Raw genomic sequence first — 18,739 nt, 5'->3', positions numbered from 1 at the left:
CGCCGTGCCGCTCGTCCCCGGATGCCTGTCACCCGATGGGTGTGACCACTCAGGCGATCGGCAGCAGGCCGTTGTCGATGTGGCCGTGGTCGACGACCTGCGAGTGGTCGTCGGTCAGGTGGTTGTCGCTCGCCAGCTTGGTGTCGTTGTCGTGGATCGACGAGTCGGTGTTCGCCTCGGAGTGGTTGTCCTGGTGCGAGTTGTCGATCTTCGTGTTGCCCGAGTCGTTGGTCGAGGCGTCGGTGTGGACCGAGTTGTCGGCGTGCGAGTCGGTGTTGACGCCGTTGGCGCCGGCGACCTGGTTGCCCTCGCCGAAGGCGTTCGAGTTGTTGACCGTGCCGGAGCCGGTGGAGATGACGCCGCCCTGGCCGGTGCCGACGTGGTCCAGCGAGGTGGCGTTGCCCGCACCGAAGGCGGTGGTCGAGCCGTCGCCGGAGACCTGGTTGCCGTCGCCCACGAAGCTGTGGTCGCCGGTGACGATCGGGGCGTTGTTGTCGCCGCCCACCGCGACGCCACCCGCACCGGCGGTGGTGTTGTGGTTGTCGACGTTGATGTCGGCGTTGTCGCCGGCCCAGATCTTGGTGATGTTGTTGTTCGTGACGAACGTGTCGTGCGAGTCGTACGAGTAGTTGTTCGTCACGTAGTTGAGGTGCGTGACGACCTTGTCGATCTCGGTGCAGTGCGGAGCCGGGCGGCCCTCGTCGTCGCAGTCGATGTGCTTGTGGTGGTGCTCGTGGTCGTCGTGGTGCTTGGGCTCGGCGTCCCAGCACTTGTCGTCGTCGCAGTCGTCCTCGTACTGCGCGCACTTCTCGGCGTCGACCTTCTCGAGGACGACGGGGAGGAGCTCCTTGATGTCGTCGACACAGACGTTGCCGAGGCCGGCGGCCTGCAGCGCGGCGTGCGGGTCGTCGCGGAACTCGGCGAGCGCGTCGTGGTTGTTGAGGAGGTCCATCAGGAACTCGAGGAGGGTCTTGTGCTCAGCCATGGTGTCTGCCCCTGAGGAAGAAGGTGGGAGCGCCTCGGGCCTGGTCGGTCCGGGCGGCGTGGTGAGAACAGTCGTCGTCGGGGGCGTCGGGGCCATCGGGGCTCCCGCCGGGTTCCGCGGACGACCCCCTAGGGGATCCGGACCGGGGTCCCCGATCGGCACCCCGGGGTCACGGCAGGTGATGTAGCTCGACCATCCGAACGGACTACCGTCACTCGATAGAGCTACGAACGTGTAACGACCGCCCGGATCGGGTCGATGATGCGCACGAGTCAGCGACACGGCCGCCCCGTCCGGGCGGCCACGGCGGGATGGAGCTGGGTGTGACGATGGTGGACCCGCGTCGGGCGGGGACGACAGGACCCGGGACGCCCGTGGCCTACGACCTCGGCATCGACCTCGGCACCACCTTCACCGCCGCCGCCGTCCACCTCGCCCCCGCACCGGACGTGCGCGTCGTCGGCCTCGACCGCGGCGCCGTCCAGGTCCCCTCCGTGCTCCTCGTCGACGACGACGGGTCGCTGCTCGTCGGCGGCGAGGCCGAGGCCCGCGCTCCGTGGGCCCCGCAGCGCGTGGTCCGCGAGTTCAAGCGTCGCCTGGGCGACGACACCCCGATCGTCGTCGCCGGTGAGGGCTTCTCCGCCGACGGTGTCGCCGCCGAGATGGTGCGCTGGACCGCCGACCGCGTCGCCGGCCAGCAGGGCTGCGCGCCGCGCCGGCTCGCCGTGGCCCACCCGGCCGGCTGGGGCGCGTACCGCCGTCGCGTGTTCACCGAGGCGCTCGCCGAGGTCGGCCTGCACGACGTCGTCCTGCTCACCGAGCCCGAGGCCGCCGCCTCCGCGCACGCCGCCGCCGGTCGCCTGCCGGTGGGACGCACCGTCGCCGTGTACGACCTCGGCGGCGGCACCTTCGACGCCGCCGTCGTCCGCGGCGTCCCCGCCTCCCCCGTCGCGCCGGTCGGCCTCACCGTCCTCGGCCGCGGCCAGGGCATCGAGGCCCTCGGCGGCATCGACTTCGACGAGGCCCTGTTCTGGCACGTCTGCTCCGAGCTCGGCGGCGCCGTCGCCTCCCTCGACCCGGCCGACCCCTCCACCGTCCGCGCCGTCGCCGGCCTCCGCCGGGCCTGCGTGGCGGCGAAGGAGGCGCTGTCGGTCGACACCGAGGCCGTCGTCGACGTCCGCCTGCCCAACGTCTCCACCCGCGTGCGCGTCACGCGCGGCGAGTTCGAGGAGATGATCGCCCCGGCCCTGCGCCAGACGATCGACGTCCTCGGCGAGGTGCTCGACTCCGCCCGCGTCCGCCCGGCCGACCTCGACGGGGTCCTCCTCGTCGGCGGTTCCTCCCGCATCCCGCTGGTCGCCCGGATGCTCTCCGCCGAGCTGGGCCGCCCGGTCTCGATCGACCCCGACCCGACCACCGTCGTCGCTCGCGGCGCCACCTGGGCCGCCGCGGCCGCCTCCGGCGTCGTCCGCCCGCCGTCGGGAGCCTTCCCCGCGGTCTCCGGCCCCTTCCCGACGCCGGGTCGTGCCCCGATCTCGGGCCCCTTCCCGACGCCGGGTCGTGCCCCGATCGCCGCCCCCATCTCCGGTCCCTTCGATCGACCCGAGCCGCGGACCGAGTTCGTCGGCCCCGCCGCCGCCCTGCTCGCGCACGCCGAGGCGGAGCCGCGCACCGAGTTCGTCGGCCCGGCCGCCGCGCTGCGCGCGCACGCCGAGGACCCGACGACCAGCCCGGTCCGCCTCGACCCGCGCTACCGGACGATCGACGACGACCCGGTCACCGACACCCTCGGCGCCGGCCTGCCGAGCCGCACCCCGATGCCGACCGGTGCCCTGCCGCCCGCGCACGTCGCCGCCCCGGCGCCGTGGGCCGGACAGCTCGCCCCGCCCGGGAAGCCCGACACCCGCAAGCGCCGCCTCGCGATCGGTGCCGGCGCCGCCGCCGTGCTGGTCGCCGGTGGTGTCGTCGCCGTCGCGGTGCCGATGGTCAAGAACACCAGCGGCGACGCCAGCATCTCCGCCTCGGCCGTGCCGGGCGCCGCGTCGCCCGCGCCGGCCGCCCCCGCCGTCGGCGACGCCGGAACCCTCCCCCCGAACACCCTCGGCGGATCGGGAGCCACGGACACCTCCGGCGGGAACGCCACCAACGTGGCGGCGACCAAGTCCAACCGCACGACGGCCCCAGCTGCCAAGAAGCCGGTCGCCCCGGTCGCGGCGCCCGCCGTCGTGCCGCCGCCTGCGGCTGTCGCCCCGGCACCCGCCGTGAACAACCCGGCACCCGTCAACACCGCTACTCCCCCGGCCCAGACCCCCCGGGACACCACCCCGCCCGGCGGGGGCACCCCGTCCGGGGGTGGTGCTCCCTCCGGCGGGGGCACGCCGTCCGGTGGCGGGACCCCGTCCGGTGGCGGCACGCCGTCCGGCGGAGGCACCCCCGCCCCCGGCGGGACCACGACCTCCACGCCGCCCGCGGCGGCTGCCGACGCCACGAAGACGGCGTGAGCGCCCCCGAGCTGGACCGCCCGATGAGTGTCGACGACCTCGGCCACTCCGGGCGCCCGTCGTCGTGCGACCTCGTCACCCTCGCCGAGCAGGCCGCGCTGACCGGTGAGCTCGTCGAGGCCGCCCGGTGCGCCGACGAGGTGCTCGCCGCCGATGCCCCGGTCACCGACCTCGTCCGCGCCGCGCAGGTCCTCGCCGGGGTGCACGCCCACCGCGGGATGCTCGCCGACGCCGCGGAGCTGCACGCCTGGGTCGCCGCGGTCGCCCCCGCGAAGGCCTCCCCCGCCGCGGCGATCGCCCTCGTCGGCACCGGCCGGGAGCTGCCCGACTCCCCGGCCGACCCGGGCCGCCCCGCGCCGCCGACACTCCGGACCGGCGCCGACGGCCTCGTCGGGAAGGCGGTCCGCGCGAGCGTGCGACCCGCCGGCTCGGCGTCGGCTCTGTCCGACCTGACCCGGGCCGCCGCGATGCTCGAGTGCCGCGCCACGCCGGTGCTGCACGACGACTCCCCCGCCGCGCTCGGTGCCCTCGTCGCCCTGCACCGGGGCGAGCCCGACCTCGCCCGCACCCTCGTCGACCGCGCGGTAGCCGCCGACCTCGGGGGCGCGCCGTACCGTCGGCGCCACCTGCTCCTGCGCGCGTGGGCGGACATGGCGGGCGGCGACCTGCTCGCGGCGCGTGCCGGACTGGACGCCGCGAACGCCCGTCCGGAGCCGGTCCACGCCCGGGACGAGCTGGTCGCGGTCGCCCTGGAGGCGGGCCTGGTGCGCCGTGCCGGTGACACGCGCGGGCTGCTCGCCGTCTGGTCCCGCGCCCGCGAGGCCGTGCTGCGCCACGCCGTCGACCTGTGGTCGCTGCTGGCGATCGGGGAGCTCGCCGTCGTGGCCGGCCGCCTCGGCCAGCTGGCCTGGCTCGCCCCGCACCTCCAGGCCGGCGACGAGCTGCTCACCGCCCTCGGCGAACCGGTCCTCTGGGCCGCGCCGTGGCACTGGTGCGCGTTCCTCGCCGCCGTCGCCTCCGACGACCCGCCCGCCGCCCAGCGCCACGCCGCACACCTCGCCGAGGGCGCCGCCGACGTGGCCGCCCACGCCGGCTCCCTCGCACTGGTCCTCTCCCGGGCCGCCCGCACGTGGCTGCGGGTGCTCGCCGGCGACGTGGACGCCGACGACGTCAGCGCCGTCGCGGGCTCCCTGTCCGACGCGGGCATGGCCTACGACGGCGCGCGCCTCGCCAAGGAGGCCGCCGTCCGCACCAGCGACAAGCGCGTCCTCGCCGCCATGCTCAACCTCGCCCGCGGCATCCTGGCCGGCCCGGCCGTGCCCGCCGAGACCGTGACCGTCGAGGCCGCGGCCGCCCCCGTCGTCGTGACCCCCACCCCGCGGCCCTGCGTGCTGTCCGACCGGGAGCGCGAGGTGGCGGAGCTCGTCCTCGAGGGACTGACCTACCGCGAGATCGGCGACCGGCTCTTCATCACCGCGAAGACAGTCGAGCACCACGTCCGGGGCATGCGCCAGCGCCTCGGGTCGGAGTCCCGCAGCGATCTGCTCGCCGACCTCCGGGCGTCCCTCTCCGGCTGACGTCAGCTGTAGCGGATCTGGACGCTGAGCCCTCGGATCCGCTACATCTCCGAGAATCGTGGATCCGCGCCGACCCGGGCTGCGTCCGAGCCTGTGTGAAGCTCCAGCGATTCCTCGCCGCCCACGACGGCGTGATCACCCGCGCCCAGGCCCGCGCATGTGGGCTCAGCGACGACCAGATCGCCCGGAAGGTCGCCAGCGGTGAATGGCTGCGGCGGGCCCCCGGCGTCTACTTCGCGATCGCCTGGCGGTGGACGCCTGCTGCCAAGGTCCGGGTCGCCGCCGAGTGGGCCCGCCCCACCGGGGCCCTGGCCGGACCGGCTGCCGCCTGGTGGCTCGGCCTCGAGATCGACTCGCCCCATCCCGTGGGCGTCGTCGTCCCGCCGCACTCCTCCCGGCGCGCCCCGGACGGTGTCGCCATGATCCGCCGAGACCTGCGCGGCGACCGGATCGAACACCGCGGCCTGTGGGTCGTCGCGCGGGCCCTCGCCGTCCTCGACACGGCGGTGGCGCTCGGTGGTCGGGGCCAGGAGTTCCTCGACCGGGCGTTGCAGCAGGGTCGGGTCACCCTCGAGGAGCTGAACACCGTGCAGGACCGGCACGTCGGTCGACAGGGCTCCGGGGTCGCCCGCCGTATGCTCGACGAGGCCGCCGACCGGGCCGCCTCGACCGCGGAACGCCGCACGCTCACCCTGCTCCGCCGCGGGGGGATCACGGGCTGGACGGTCAACCTCGAGGTCACGTTGCCCGACGGTCGGGACGCGGTGGTCGACCTCGGGTTCCTGGAGCTGAAGCTGGCGCTGGAGGTCGACGGATGGGCCTTCCACGTCGACCCGTCGCGGTTCGTGGACGACCGGGCCCGGAAGCGCGCCCTCGTCGCCGCGGGCTGGGTGGTGATCGAGGTGACGTGGGACGACCTGGTGCACCGTCCGGAGAAGCTGCTCGACGAGTTGCGTCGCATCATCGAGGTCCGCCGCCGGGCAGTCAGGGCAGAGATGTAGCGGATCCGGACGCCCAGCCATCGGATCCGCTACATCTCCGCCGGAGCCCAGGCGCCGCCTACAGGTTCTCGATCTCCACCGGCGGCACGTCCACGGTGAGCCCGAACAAGCGGGCGTAGAAGGCCAGCTCGGCGTCGAGGGCACGCTTGATGTTCTCGGCGGCCCGGAAACCGTGCTGCTCCCCCGCGAAGAGCAGGTAGGCGACCGGCACGCCCTTGTCGCGCAACGCCGAGACGATCATCTCCGACTGGTTCGGTGGCACGATCGCGTCCTCGTCGCCCTGCAGCACGATCAACGGCGTCGAGAACTCGCCGACGTGCGTCAACGGCGACCGCGCCACGTAGACGTCGCGGGCCTCGGGGTACGGGCCGACCAGGCCGTCGAGGTAGCGCGACTCGAACTTGTGCGTGTCCCGGGCGAGCGCCTCGAGGTCGGCGACGCCGAAGTGGTCGGCGCCGGCCGCGAACGGGGTGTCGGGCCGTGCCAGCGACGCGAGGACCGTGAACCCGCCCGCCGACCCGCCCCGGATGGCCAGCCGCTCCGGGTCCACCCGGCCCGCCGAGGCCAACGCCCGGGCCGCTGCCAGACAGTCGGCGACGTCGACGATGCCCCAGGCACCCTGCAGCTGCTCCCGGTAGGCGCGGCCGTAGCCGGTCGACCCGCCGTAGTTCACGTCGACGACGCCGAACCCGTGGCTCGTCCAGTACTGCAGGCCCACCGCGAGCACCGGCGTCGCGGCGCCGGTCGGGCCACCGTGGATCACCACGAGCAGCGGCGGCGGTCCGGAGACGCTTCCCGACGGCGGGTAGTACAGCGCGTGCGCGTCCCTCGCGTTCCCGTCGCCGTCGACCGACGGGAACGTCATCGGCTCGGGTACGGAGATGGTGTCCGGATCGAGGCCGAGGTCCCGCGGCGGGCGCAGCGTCTCCACCGCGCCGGCGACCGACACCCGGTGCACCCCCGGCTCGGCGACCGGGCTGCCCGCGATGCAGACGACGCCGTCACCGTCGGCGCGCACCGAGCGGATCGCGCTGAAGCTGGTGTCGAGCTCGGTGAGCTCCCCGGACACCGCCCGCACCACCAGCACGTCGAAGCCGTCGGACGACCGCGCAAAGACAAGCGACCCGTCGTCGAGAACGGCGTAGCGCGACCCGCCGAGCTGCCAGCCGGGCTCCCCGATCTCGGCGTCGAGCACGACCAGCGGCTCCACGGAGGAGCCGGTCCAGCGGTAGAGGTTCCACCACCCGGTGCGGTCGGAGATGAAGGTGAGCGACCCGTCGTCGTGCCAGGCGGGCTCGGAGACCGACTCGCCCGGACCCCCGGCGACGACGGTCTCCTCGCCGGAGTCCAGCGAGCGCACCGTGAGGACGACGTCGTCCCACGGCATCGACGGGTGGTCCCACGACAGCCAGGCCAGGCGGCGCCCGTCGCGCGACAGACGCGGCGCGGCCACGAAGTCCGGGCCGCTGACCAGCACCTCCGGTTCCGACAGCTCGACCGCCGACAGCCGCACGACCTCGTTGACGACGTCGGTCGCCGGTGCACCCGCCGTCGGGTGGTGCTCCCGGACGCACACCAGCCAGGAGCCGTCCGGGGCGACGTCGCCGTCGGCGTAGCGGTCGCCGCGCGGGACGGCCGGCTCCGGCGTCAGCAGCGTGACGACGCCGTCGTCGACCCGGCGCAGCCGCTGGTCGGACCAGTCGACGGTGAACACGACGCCGCCGTGGACCCACCAGGCCCCGCCGCCGTACTCGTGCACGGCGGTGCGGGCGTTGGAGCCCTCGGGGAGCAGGTCGTGGGTCGTCCCGTCGGCGGCACGGCGCACGAGCTGCACCCGGCCGCCGTCGGCGGCGCGGCCCTCGCCCCAGACGACGCCGCCGCGGTCGGGGACGGCCGCGTCGAGGCGGACGGCAGCGGTCACGACGAGATCCGAGGTCACCGGGGTCACGGCGTGCACGGTAGACCGCGGAGCGCTTCGGGATCGGTCAGGTACCGATCGCGGGCGGCGGAGCGGTTACCGTGCTACGGATCCGGGCACGCGGGAAACGAAGCGGGCGGCCGGAAAGCGCGGGGATGACAGCGGGGGGACCACGATGAGCCTGTTGCTCGGGAATCTCCGCGATCTCATCGGCGACCTGTGGGACGGGACCGACGATCCCGATCCGGAACCGACCGACGAGGACGACTAGCCCGTCGCCCGACGGGTCCACGCCGTCCCGCTGCTCCGGCTGAGGAGCGCGGCCGCGACCTTCTCGGCGGGCAGCGGCCGCGAGAACAGGTACCCCTGCGCGACGCGGCAGCCGAGCTCGACCAGGGTGGCCGCCGCCTCCTCGCTCTCCACGCCCTCCGCGATCAGGTCGAGCCCGAACGACTCGGCGAGCTTGATGATCGAGCGGACGATGGCGTGGTCGTCGAGGCTGTGCCCGAGGTCGAGGACGAACCCGCGGTCGATCTTGAGCGTGTTCACCGGGAACGCCTTGAGCTGCGCGAGCGAGCTGTACCCGGTGCCGAAGTCGTCGATCGCGATGGCCACGCCGAGCGCGCGCAGGCCGTGCAGCGTCGTGCGGGCGGCGGCGTCGTCACTGACCACGGCGTGCTCGGTGACCTCGAGGATGAGGTCGCGGCCGGAGAGGCCGTAGCGCTCGAGGGTGTTCGCCACGGTGCTCACGAAGTCGATGGCGATGAGCTGAACCGGGGAGATGTTCACCGAGATCGCGAACCCGTCCATCACCCCGGCGGGCAGCTCCGCCCGCCACGTCGCGAACTGCCGGCAGGCCTCGCCGAGCACCCAGTCGCCCAGCTCCCCCGCGAGGTTGGTGGCCTCGGCGACCCCGACGAACAGCTCCGGCGCCACCGGTCCGAGCGTCGGGTGGTTCCACCGCACGAGGGTCTCGACGCCCACCGGGATGCGGGTGCGCAGGTCGACGATGGGCTGGTAGGCCACCGTGAGCGAGCCGTCGCGGATCGCCGTCAGCAGGTTCATCTCCACTGCGACGCGCACCTGCTCGCGCTTCTCCATCTCGGCGGTGAACACCACGACGTTGTTGCCGCCGCGCTTCTTCGCCACCAGGACCGCGTGGTCGGCCGAGCGCAGCCACTGCGCCAGCGACACGGACGCGGGCTCCATCACGGCGATCCCGACGCTGACGGTGCGTCCGAGCGACTGCCCGCCCAGCTGGATCGGCTGCGCGATCGCCCGCTGGATCCGCTCCGCGAGCGCGACGGCCCGCGACTCGTCGCACGTCCCGCCGACCGACACGACGAGCTCGTCCCCGCCCAGCCGCGCGACGACGTCCGACGGGTCGACCGCGGCCCGCAGGCGCTCGGCGATCTCGACGATGAACCGGTCCCCCGCCTCGTGGCCGAGGAAGTCGTTCATCGCCTTGAGCCGGTCGACGTCGATGAACAGCAGCGCCCGGGTGCCGGTCTCGGCCGCCGCCAGCACGCCCGTCAGGTGCTCCATCAGCGCCCGCCGGTTCGGTAGCCCGGTGAGCTCGTCGTGGTGGGCGATGTGCCGCAGCCGCTCCTCCGCGGCCATCCGGCCCTGCATCTGGGCGAACAGCAGCGCGATGGTCTTCAGCGCCCGGAGCTCGTCGTCCTCCCAGCCCCGGTCGCCGTACTTGATAAACCCCAGGCCACCGGTCGTCCGACCGTCGAGGCGCAGGGGTACGACGGCGAGCGAGGTCAGCTCCACGCCTGACCCGTTGCGGACCCGCTCCTGGTAGTCCGGCGACTCGGCCGGACGGATGACCATGATCTCCGTCTGGTGCTCGCTGGCGGCGAAGATCGGGTCGGCGGTGGCGAACGGGATGACGCCGAGCGGGTCCGGGTCGGGGATGTCGGGGCGGGGCGGCCATTCTGCGACGAGCACCGTCGCGCGTTCCCGGTCGTCGTGGAAGCGCAAGAAGCTCAGGTCCACCCCGAAGTACTGCACCAGCCGGGAGAGGACGCACCCCGAGGCCTCCCGCAGACCGGCGGAGTCGATCCCCATGAGGGTCGTCGCGACCGACGTCACCAACTCGTCCAGGTTGGCGGGCTCTCGGTCGTGATCCGGCTGGTCCACGTACAGAGCGTAACGAATATTCGGCCATTCAGGCATGACGAGGGACCCCCCCGACTGGGCGACGTCTGCTCCGCACGGGTGTCGCCCCTCCGTGGCTCAGCCTTAACACGAGAGCCACCGCCTCGTCATCCGCGACACCGACCGCGGTGCGGAATTCCTGACGGAGTTCGGCGAGCGCGTCCTCGAAAGGCTCGGAGAGAGTGCGCAAGTCGTCCTGTTCGACCGCATAGAGGAAGACCGGCGAGACCGGGTGGACGGCCAGGCCCGACCGTTCGGCCGCTACCCAGACGGCCTCGACCGCCATTCCTCCGTACACGAAGTGACGCTTCGTCGTGCCAGGCACCGTCACCACCGCGAGAGCGGAACTCGACGCCACCCGGTCGCGCGTGTCGTCGGCGAGCGCCGAACCGGCGCCCCACTCGGCGAGGAGCGCCATGACCTCGGGGCGCCGCGCGATGGTCAGCTTCGCCAGATCCCCCTCGTCGAGTCCGAGGGTGGCGACGTCGATGCCCGTGCTGGTGTCGCCCCCGGGCCAGATCAATTCCTCGAACATCTCGCGGTGCAGTCGGTCGGTCAGGTAGCGGATGCGGTCGGCCCGGGCCATGGCCGCACCGGCGCGGGTCATCGCCTCCCCCGGCTCGACCAGGTGCAGCCGGCCCCCCTCCGCCGCCGCCGCCGCCGCCAGCGCGCCCTTCAGGGCCGGGTCGACTGGCTGCGCCACCCCGAAGGCGCGGTTCGTGCCGCGTGAGAGCACGTCGAGGTCCGCCAGACGTTCGTCGGTCCCGCGCCCCAGGCGCAGCGTCGCGACCAGGTCCGGGCGCGCGTCGTCGGGAAGGATCGCGAACTCCCCCAGACGGCGAGCCCGGGCCGCCGCGACCCGGGCGTTGAACAGCGCGGCCCCCAGGGCCACATGGCTGCCCCGGAAGTCGACGTCCATGGTGGTCGTCCGGGCCTCGTCGAGGAAGAGCCGGACCTCGTCCTCGTCGCGCTCGACCCGCCACGGCTGCACGTTCCCACCCGAGGGTGCGCGCCGGATCGCCTCCAGGATGTCGTCGGGCCCGGCGGATTCCTCCGCCTCGGACGTCCCCGGAACCGTGGCGGGCTCGGCCACCAGCGCATCCAGGGTCTCCTCGAGGTCGAGCCGGACCCGTCCCGACGGCAGGTCGTGCCCCAGCCCGAGGCGCCGCACGACGGCCGCGACCTGCGCGGCGCCCAGGACGACGTCCCCGCCGAGCTGCGGCCAGGTCGACAGGGTCGTGCCCACCTCGACCATCGACGCGGCGATCCGCGGCGAGAGCTCCGCCGCGCCGAGGATGCGCATGACGTAGGGGACCTTGTCGCGGGTGGACAGACTGGCCAGCGCAGCGGAGTCGAGGTCGCCGACGAGCCCGTGGAAGAGCGGGCGATCGGGCTCGAGGTCGAAGCGCTCGACGTCGAGCAGGCCTCGGTCGCTCGTCACCATGACGACGGGGATTCCGCGTGCTCGAGCCCCCTCGCGCAGCCGCACCTTGATGTCGATCGAGTCGGCCTCCTCGACGAGCACGTCCAACCCGTCCAGGAAGCCGTCGATCGTCGCGTCCGTGATGCCCTCCGGATGCACGTCGGTGGGCAACCACGGGTCCAGCTCGGCGATCCGGCGAGCGGTGACGACGGCCTTGTTGACGCCGAGATCGAACACCGTGGCCGGAATGCGGTTGAGGTTCGACAGGTCGATCGCGTCGAAGTCGGCCAGGCGCAGACGCCCGCACAGGCCCTCGAGCGCGAGGGTGTGGGCGATGGCGTGCCCGACCGACAGCCCGGCCACGCCCACGGTCGTCCCCGCGAGCCGTCCCTGCTCAGCGGCCGTGATCTTGTTCCGGTTCCGGTCCTGGCGCACCCGCCGGAACGCCCCGGGACCGAGCACCGCGACCACGGTGTTCCGCCAGGGGTAGTACACCCAACGCAGTTCGGCGTCGGGCGGTGCGTCGGAGGTGAGCGACGCGAGGTCAGCCTGCTGCTCGGCGCTCCGGTCGAGGACCACGGCACCGGGCGGAGGTGCGTCGACCGGGATCGCGCGGTGACCTCCCGCTGCGGCGGTCATCGCCCCGACCGGGGTGCGGGCACCTCGACTCCCATCAGCTGGGCGGTCTCGAGGTCGAGCGCCCGTCGGTCGGCGTCCGTGACGCTCGCGGGAAGGTGCCATCGGTCCCAGAACATGAGGTGGGTGCGGTAGCGCTCGTCGGGATAGGGCACCGGGGGCACGTCGTAGCGCAGCACCGCCCCGGACGACATCCAGAGCGCCTCGGTGTGTGCGGCGGTGGTGCCGAGCCCGTAGCGCGCCCCCAGGATGGTGCTCGCGTGGACCGGCGTCCGGCCGAAGGTGTGCACCAGCTCGCGACGGCCGGGGAAGTCGCGCTCGACCCACAGTCCCTTGGTCTCGACCAGACCGTCGGCGAGACGCTCCCGGACGAGCCGACGGACGCGTGCGTCGTTCTCCCACACCGCGAGGGCCTGCGCCTGGGACGGGTGGTCGTAGGGGCCCTGCGACCGGATGCCGCCGCGGGCGCGTCCGTCGCGGTCGAAGGCCACGAACACCAGCGAGGTCAGGTCCCGGTCGAGCTCGAGGGCGGGCACGACGCCGTACGAGCCGTAGACCTCGACGACTCCCGCGAGGTAGGCGTCCCAGAGGTCGGGCCGGGCCTCGGGGCTGCTCACGATCACGGTGTGATCGGTCCGAGGGACCTCGTAACGGAGCTCCCAAGCTGCCGAGCGTCCGGTCGCGATCCCTACCGACATCCGACCTCCATCGCCGACGACGAGAGGGATCTTTCGCGGCCGGAGCCTGGGAATCAGCCGCCATCCGGTGGCTCCTGACGATGGCGGCCGTCTCCTCCGGATGCCGTAGGCCGGCCACGGTCCGCTACGCGCTTCGGACCGGGGCGAACACCCGCTCGGCCGCCTCGAGTTCGAAGGCCAGCTCCAGCAACGTCGCCTCGTCGCCCGGGAGGCCCGCGATCTGGACCCCGACCGGCAGCCTCCCGTCCCACCCCGCCGGCACCGCGATCGCCGGGGCGCCCGCGACGTTCTGCAGCGGCGTGAAGCCGACGTAGCGCACGAGGCGCTCGGCCAGCTCGTCGAACGGCACCGCCGGGTTGAGCCACCCGAGCGGCGGCGTCCGGTGCGCCAGGACGGGCGAGAGGAGCACGTCGTGATGGGTGAACTCCTCGGCGTACGGGAGCGCCCGCAGCCGCCGGAGGAACCCGGGGCGACGCGGACCCGCCGTCCGGAAGTGGCGGGCGAGGCCGCGCGTGAGCGGGTCGAGCCGGGACCGGTCGAAGCTCGGCCCGAACGCCGCGCGGCCACCGGCCGCGATCGAGAACGCGAGCATCCCCCAGTAGACGAGGAAGTCGTCGACGAAGGCCTTCCCGACGGCGGGGGTGTGCGGCTCGACGCGGTGCCCCGCGGCCTCGAGGGCGGCCGCGCTGCGCCGCACCGCCGCCCGGGTCGCGGCGTCGACCTCGCCGCCGGCCGGGCTGTGCAGCACCACCCCCACGCGCAGCCGCCGGCCCGGTCCCTCGACCCGCAGCTCCCCGCTGAACGCCGCGAAGGCGAGCGCGGAGTCGCGGACCGTGCGGGTGACCACCCCGTCGGCCACCAGGTCGATCGGCATCAGCCGTCCGTGCGCGCTGCGCGCCAGGCGTCCGCGGCCCGGTTTCAGCCCGACCAGCCCGCACGCCGCCGCCGGGATGCGGATCGAGCCGCCGCCGTCGTTCGCGTGGGCCAGCGGGACCGCGCCCGCGGCCACGAGCGCCGCCGCCCCGCCGGACGAGGCGCCTGCGGAGTACGCCGGGTCGTGCGGGTTGCAGGTCGGCTCCGCGTCGACGAACTCGGTGGTCGCGTTCAGCCCGAACTCCGGCATCCGGCTCGTGCCCACCAGGTCGAGCCCCGCCGCGAGCAGCTGGTGCGTCACCGCGGAGTGCGCCGCCGACGGGGTCGGCACGTAGGCCGCCGAGCCGTTCGTCGTGGACCACCCGGCGACGTCGGTGTTCTCCTTGACCAGCGTCGGCACGCCCGCGAGGGGCCCGTCGGGATTCCCGACGACGGGTGCTCCCGTCCGGTCGAGCCCGAGGCCGCGGACCGTGGGGTCGACGACCGCGAGCCGCTCCGCGACGGCGGTACGCAGCTCCGCCGGCGACACCTCACGCCGGCGGAGCCGGGCCACCAGGGCGGTCGTGTCGTCGTCGCCGAGGGCGTCGTCGGTCATGCGGCGGGCTCCCCAGGATGTGGCAGCGAAGCGTCGTCGCTGGCGTCCAGTGGCAGCAACGCCACATCGTCGGGGACGTCACGGCCGCAGGGCCCGACGTCACACCCGCCCCTCGTGGCGTACCTCGCGGTACGTGCGGACCATCGGTGGCTCCCGCACCCGGAGGACCCCATGGACCCACAGGAACGCTTCGACCGCTTCCGCTCGGCGCTCGGCTTCCGCGCCGACCTCGCCGACACCCCGGGGCTCGCGTTGGCCGCCCTCGACGGCGAACCGATCGAGCCGCCGGTGCAGCTGCACGTCGACGCCGCGAGCCTCACCGAACACCTGGGCGCCCCGGCCGACGACGACCACGAGGCCGACCGCCTGCAGTCCCTGCTCGCGCAGATCGAGGAGGCCCTGCTCGTGCGCGAACACGGGCAGGACCACCTCGTCCTCGACGGCGACGGCCTCCGGACGGCGAGCTCCGCGCCCTGACCGCTTCCGGGTGCCGGCCATGCGTCGCTGCATGCACCCGGTGCCAGGGAATCCGGCTCCGTCAGGCCTGGGCGACCTCGACCTCCCGCGCGACACCGACCGGCGCCGCCCTCGACGGGTCGACCAGGAGCTTCGCGTCGACCGGGTTCGTCGCGTGGCGCGCGAAGGTCTCCGGCACCTCGTCGAGCGAGACGTGCCCCGAGATCATCGTCGCCACGTCGAGCTTCCCGGCGCGGCGAGCACTGCGAGACCGATCGGCCCGCACCCGACGACGAGCGCGACGTCGTCCGGCCCGAGCTCCGCCTTCGCGACGGCCCGCGACGCGACCGCGAGCGACCCGGTGAGCGCCGCGATCGCCGTGTCGACGTGGTCGGGTACCGGCATGAGCAGCGGCTCGGAGAGCAGCATCCGCTCGGAGTAGCCGCCGGGCACCTCCGGGCCGCAGAACCCCACGAACGCCGGGGTCTCCCGCAGCAGCGCCGCCATCGAGACCACGCGGGTGCCCACCGGCAGGGTCTGCTGGGTGTTCGCGCCGTACTCCGCCACGGCGCCGACGAACTCGTGGCCGAAGCTGACGGGACGCGAGAGGTCCATCAGCTCGACGCCGAGCGCGTTGCGGGTCGCGGCGTTGACGTCGGCGCCGTGCGCGACGCAATGCAGGTCGGACCCGCACACCCCGCAGGCGAGGACGTCGACGACGACCTCGCCCGGACCGGGCTCCGGGTCGGGCACCTCCGCGACCCGGACCTCCCGATCCTGCATGAGGACGCTGCGCATCAGTGCCCCACGGGGGTGGACCCGGTGAAGCCCGCCTCGTCACCCCAGAGGTCGACCGGTCCCGTGCTCGTCGGCATCTCGCTCTCCTCGTCGAGGCGGTGGTGGTCGGATCGAGACAACCATCTGCAGGCCTCGCGGGCTTGACTCCGAGCGACAGGTCTTTGACTCTTCGCGACAGTGGACGCGCTCGTCCGGTCGGCCTCGCTCCAGGGGTTCGACACGCTGGTCACCGAGCTCGGCGCCGGTCCCGCGCTGCTGATGCTCACACGTCCCGGAGCTCGTGGACCGCCTCCTGCCGACGGGGCAGGCCACCATCGGCACCGTCGCCCAGCACCTCGGCCTGCACCCGCGCACCCTGCAGCGGCGCCTCCGCGACGAGGGCACGTCGTTCGAGGTGACGCTCGACGAGGTGCGCCGCGACCTCGCCGAGCAGTCCGTCTGCTACTCCGAGCGCCCGCTCCCCCAAATCGCGACGATGCTGGGCTACACCGAGCAGAGCACCCTCTCCCGCGCCTGCCGGCGATGGTTCGGCGTGCCCCGCAGCGGCTGCGCCGGGGACGCCCGGCCTAGGCGGAGATCACCGGTCCAGCCCCGCCGCGAGCTGGTCGAACATCTCCGTCAGCTTCGCCCGCAGCACCGCCCGGTCGCGCGTACCGCGGTCGGTCCAGCGCTGCATCACCACCCGCACCCCGGCCAGCACCGTGGCAGCCGCGACGGCGGCCCGCAGGCTCACCGCCCCGTCGTCGTGAAGCACCTCCCCCAGCCGCCCCGCGATCACGACCGCGAGCTCGCGTTCGCGGGCCGCGTAGGCGGCGAGCTGGGCCGGGAGCAACGACGGCGTCTCGCGCATCAGCCGCAGCGCATCGAGCCGGTCGTCCCCCGCGAGCTCCTCGACGTGCTGCAGGACCGCGACCCGCAGGGCGGTGAGCACGTCCTCGTCGGCCGGGCGCTCCGCCACGAGCTCGACGAGGACGTCGCCGCGCGCCGCGTCGCCCGCGACGACGGCCTCCTCCTTGCTGGAGAAGTAGTTGAAGAAGGTGCGCAGCGAGACGTCGGCGGCGTCGGCGATCTGCTCGATCGTCACGTTCTCGACGCCGTGCTCGAGCGACAGGCCGAGCGCGGCCTCGCTCAGGGCGGTCCGCGTGGCCAGTTTCTTCCGCTCCCGGCGTCCGAGCTCCACGGTGGTCATCGTGTCACCGCGGACATGGCCTCGGTGGTGGCATCCAGCGCGTGCCGCCCGGTGAGCTCCTCGCCGAGCCTCAGGTCGCGGCGCTGGGCGCCGACCGTGCCGGCGAGCATCTCGACGTGCGGGGTGCCGCGGTACTGCGCGATGAGCAGGTGCGGCGCCACGTCGTCCTCGACGGGGAGCCGGTACCGGCCCTCGTCGTCGGCGGTGGCCCGGGCGAGCTGGTGGCCGGTGCGGTCGACGAGGGTGAGCACCGCGCCGACCGCCGGGCGCTTGCCGTCCCGCACGGTCCCGGTGACGAGCGAGGCCGGCTCCGCGGTCTCCGAGGCGGCCGGGGCCGAGGCCTCGAGGTCGATCGTGTCGCGCAGCGGCACCTCGCGGAGGAACAGGATCGCGATCAGGGCGACGAGCGCCAGCGGCGCCGCGACCAGGAACATCAGCGCGACCGAGTCGCCGTAGGCGTTCTCGACGACGGAGCGGATCGGCTCGGGCAGCGTCGCGACGTTCGGGATCTGCCCGCTCGACGACGAGGTCGCGGATGCGGGGATGCCCACCGCCGTGAGCCCGGAGGTGATGGCCGCGGAGACGTGGCTGGAGAGCAGCGCCCCCAGCGCGGCGACGCCGGCGGCACCGCCGAGCGACCGGAAGAACGCGACGGTGGAGCTGGCAGCACCCATGTCGCGCAGGGCGACCTGGTTCTGGACGGCGAGCACGAGGTTCTGCTGGGTGGCGCCGACGCCGAGCCCGACGAGGGCCATCGCGACGGCGAGCTCCCAGTACGGCGCGTCCGCGCTCATCACGAGGCCCTGCATGAGCAGCCCGGCGACCAGCGAGACACCGCCGCCGACCAGGTAGACCTTCCACTTCCCGGTGCGGGAGATCAACTGCCCGACGACGGTGGAGGCGAGGAACAGGGCGGCGATCATCGGGAGGGTCAGCAGCCCGGCCTCGGTCGCGGAGGCACCTCGTGCGAGCTGGAAGAACTGCGACAGGAACACCGAGGAGCCGAACATCGCGACGCCGACGAACAGGCCGGCGACCGTGGCGAGCGCGACGGTGCGGTTGCGGAAGAGCTGGAGCGGGATCACCGGCTCCTTCGCCCGCGACTCGACGAGGACGGCGAGCACGAGCGCGACGATCCCGACGGCGAGCCAGGCCAGCGACGCCCAGGAGACCCAGGCGAAGTTCTTGCCGCCCAGCGAGGTCCAGATCAGCAGGGCCGAGACGCCGCCGGCGATGAGCAGCGCGCCGAGGTAGTCGATGTGCACCTCGCGCTTCTCGGTGGGCACGGTCAGGGTCCGCTGGAGCACGACGAGGGCGACGACGGCGATCGGCACGGTGACGTAGAAGCACCAGCGCCAGCCGATGGTGTCGACGATGACGCCGCCGATGAGCGGGCCGCCGACGGTGGCCACGGCCATGATCGCGCCGAGGTAGCCGGAGTACCGGCCGCGCTCGCGGGGCGGGATGATCGCGGCGATCACGACCTGCGCGAGGGCCGTCAGACCGCCCATGCCCAGGCCCTGCAGCACGCGGAACCCGATCAGCATCGGCGTCGAGGTCGACAGCCCGGCGAGCATCGAGCCGACGATGAACACGCCGATGGCGAGCTGGACCAGCAGCTTCTTGGAGAAGAGGTCCGCGAGCTTGCCCCAGATCGGGGTGGACGCGGTCATCGCCAGCAGCGAGGCGGTGACGACCCAGGTGTACTGCGCCTGGGTGCCGCCCAGCTCGCCGATGATCCGCGGCAGGGCGTTGGACACGATCGTCGAGCTGAGGATGGCGACGAACAGCGCCATCAGCAGGCCCGAGAGCGGGATGAGCACGGCGCGCCGGCTGGTGCGCGCGGGTGCGGCGGTGGTCATGGGGTGCGGCCTTTGCGAGAGGAGTCGCCACGGCCTGCCCGTGGCGCCGTCCTTCACATTACGC

At 73.8% G+C, this 18,739-nt stretch carries 14 protein-coding genes and 1 pseudogene; 5 read left to right on the top strand and 10 right to left on the bottom strand.

Going from position 1 to position 18,739, the window contains the following annotated elements; genetic code table 11:
• Positions 1-49: 49 nt before the first annotated feature.
• A complete protein-coding gene (locus tag BJ983_RS01665) occupies positions 50-985 on the bottom strand; it encodes an IniB N-terminal domain-containing protein (protein ID WP_179792203.1) in 936 nt (311 codons plus the stop codon).
• A gap of 329 nt (positions 986-1,314) precedes the next feature.
• Between BJ983_RS01665 and BJ983_RS01660 the strand changes: the two genes are divergently transcribed.
• The 3 genes from BJ983_RS01660 to BJ983_RS01650 all read left to right on the top strand — a co-directional run bounded on the left by BJ983_RS01660 (position 1,315) and on the right by BJ983_RS01650 (position 6,064).
• Positions 1,315-3,486, top strand: a complete 2,172-nt coding sequence (locus tag BJ983_RS01660) for an Hsp70 family protein (protein ID WP_246325736.1) — start codon at positions 1,315-1,317, stop codon at positions 3,484-3,486.
• Entirely contained in the window at positions 3,483-5,063 is a 1,581-nt protein-coding gene (locus BJ983_RS32015) for a LuxR C-terminal-related transcriptional regulator (protein WP_179792201.1), read from the top strand. Before BJ983_RS01660 ends, BJ983_RS32015 begins: the two co-directional genes overlap by 4 nt.
• Before the next feature lie 95 nt (positions 5,064-5,158).
• Positions 5,159-6,064, top strand: a complete 906-nt coding sequence (locus BJ983_RS01650; RefSeq protein ID WP_179792200.1) for a type IV toxin-antitoxin system AbiEi family antitoxin domain-containing protein — start codon at positions 5,159-5,161, stop codon at positions 6,062-6,064.
• 58 nt (positions 6,065-6,122) lie between these two features.
• Here BJ983_RS01650 and BJ983_RS32010 read toward each other — a convergent pair whose 3' ends face one another.
• From BJ983_RS32010 to BJ983_RS01625, 5 genes are all read right to left on the bottom strand, one after another.
• Entirely contained in the window at positions 6,123-8,012 is a 1,890-nt protein-coding gene (locus tag BJ983_RS32010) for a prolyl oligopeptidase family serine peptidase (protein ID WP_343053612.1), read from the bottom strand.
• 237 nt (positions 8,013-8,249) lie between these two features.
• Positions 8,250-10,127, bottom strand: a complete 1,878-nt coding sequence (locus BJ983_RS01640; protein WP_343053610.1) for a putative bifunctional diguanylate cyclase/phosphodiesterase — start codon at positions 10,125-10,127, stop codon at positions 8,250-8,252.
• Between the two features lie 28 nt (positions 10,128-10,155).
• Entirely contained in the window at positions 10,156-12,207 is a 2,052-nt protein-coding gene (locus BJ983_RS01635; RefSeq protein ID WP_179792198.1) for an Rv1355c family protein, read from the bottom strand.
• Entirely contained in the window at positions 12,204-12,821 is a 618-nt protein-coding gene (locus tag BJ983_RS01630; protein WP_179792197.1) for a hypothetical protein, read from the bottom strand. Before BJ983_RS01630 ends, BJ983_RS01635 begins: the two co-directional genes overlap by 4 nt.
• 205 nt (positions 12,822-13,026) lie before the next feature.
• Positions 13,027-14,370, bottom strand: coding sequence for an amidase (locus BJ983_RS01625; protein WP_179792196.1), 1,344 nt, complete (start codon positions 14,368-14,370; stop codon positions 13,027-13,029).
• 171 nt (positions 14,371-14,541) lie between these two features.
• On the opposite strand from BJ983_RS01625, the gene BJ983_RS01620 reads away from it, so the two are divergent.
• Positions 14,542-14,847: a hypothetical protein gene (locus BJ983_RS01620; RefSeq protein ID WP_179792195.1), complete on the top strand. Its 306-nt coding sequence runs from the start codon at positions 14,542-14,544 to the stop codon at positions 14,845-14,847.
• 61 nt (positions 14,848-14,908) lie between these two features.
• Here the strand turns inward: BJ983_RS01620 and BJ983_RS01615 are convergent, their stop codons facing one another.
• Positions 14,909-15,064: a hypothetical protein gene (locus tag BJ983_RS01615; protein ID WP_179792194.1), complete on the bottom strand. Its 156-nt coding sequence runs from the start codon at positions 15,062-15,064 to the stop codon at positions 14,909-14,911.
• Complete coding sequence (locus tag BJ983_RS01610; RefSeq protein ID WP_179792193.1) at positions 15,052-15,624, bottom strand: alcohol dehydrogenase catalytic domain-containing protein; 573 nt, start codon at positions 15,622-15,624, stop codon at positions 15,052-15,054. Before BJ983_RS01610 ends, BJ983_RS01615 begins: the two co-directional genes overlap by 13 nt.
• 280 nt (positions 15,625-15,904) lie before the next feature.
• On the opposite strand from BJ983_RS01610, the pseudogene BJ983_RS32650 reads away from it, so the two are divergent.
• Positions 15,905-16,102 (top strand): annotated as a pseudogene (locus BJ983_RS32650) (helix-turn-helix transcriptional regulator); the annotation flags it as partial.
• 99 nt (positions 16,103-16,201) lie between these two features.
• Here the strand turns inward: BJ983_RS32650 and BJ983_RS01600 are convergent.
• A complete protein-coding gene (locus BJ983_RS01600) occupies positions 16,202-16,813 on the bottom strand; it encodes a TetR/AcrR family transcriptional regulator (RefSeq protein ID WP_179792192.1) in 612 nt (203 codons plus the stop codon).
• Complete coding sequence (locus BJ983_RS01595; protein WP_218890051.1) at positions 16,810-18,675, bottom strand: MFS transporter; 1,866 nt, start codon at positions 18,673-18,675, stop codon at positions 16,810-16,812. Before BJ983_RS01595 ends, BJ983_RS01600 begins: the two co-directional genes overlap by 4 nt.
• Positions 18,676-18,739 lie beyond the last annotated feature (64 nt).

This window comes from Actinomycetospora corticicola, assembly GCF_013409505.1.
GTDB classification, from domain to species: Bacteria; Actinomycetota; Actinomycetes; order Mycobacteriales; family Pseudonocardiaceae; genus Actinomycetospora; species Actinomycetospora corticicola.
Note: the sequence above shows the minus strand (reverse complement) of the source record. Positions and strands in the feature narration are given on the sequence as shown.

Coding starts and splice junctions, on each gene's coding strand:
- BJ983_RS01595 (WP_218890051.1), bottom strand. CDS start 18,675: ATGACCACCGCCGCACCCGCGCGCACCAGCCGGCGCGCCGTGCTCATC.
- BJ983_RS01635 (WP_179792198.1), bottom strand. CDS start 12,207: ATGACCGCCGCAGCGGGAGGTCACCGCGCGATCCCGGTCGACGCACCT.
- BJ983_RS01600 (WP_179792192.1), bottom strand. CDS start 16,813: ATGACCACCGTGGAGCTCGGACGCCGGGAGCGGAAGAAACTGGCCACG.
- BJ983_RS01625 (WP_179792196.1), bottom strand. CDS start 14,370: ATGACCGACGACGCCCTCGGCGACGACGACACGACCGCCCTGGTGGCC.
- BJ983_RS01665 (WP_179792203.1), bottom strand. CDS start 985: ATGGCTGAGCACAAGACCCTCCTCGAGTTCCTGATGGACCTCCTCAAC.
- BJ983_RS01660 (WP_246325736.1), top strand. CDS start 1,315: ATGGTGGACCCGCGTCGGGCGGGGACGACAGGACCCGGGACGCCCGTG.
- BJ983_RS01620 (WP_179792195.1), top strand. CDS start 14,542: ATGGACCCACAGGAACGCTTCGACCGCTTCCGCTCGGCGCTCGGCTTC.
- BJ983_RS01610 (WP_179792193.1), bottom strand. CDS start 15,624: ATGCGCAGCGTCCTCATGCAGGATCGGGAGGTCCGGGTCGCGGAGGTG.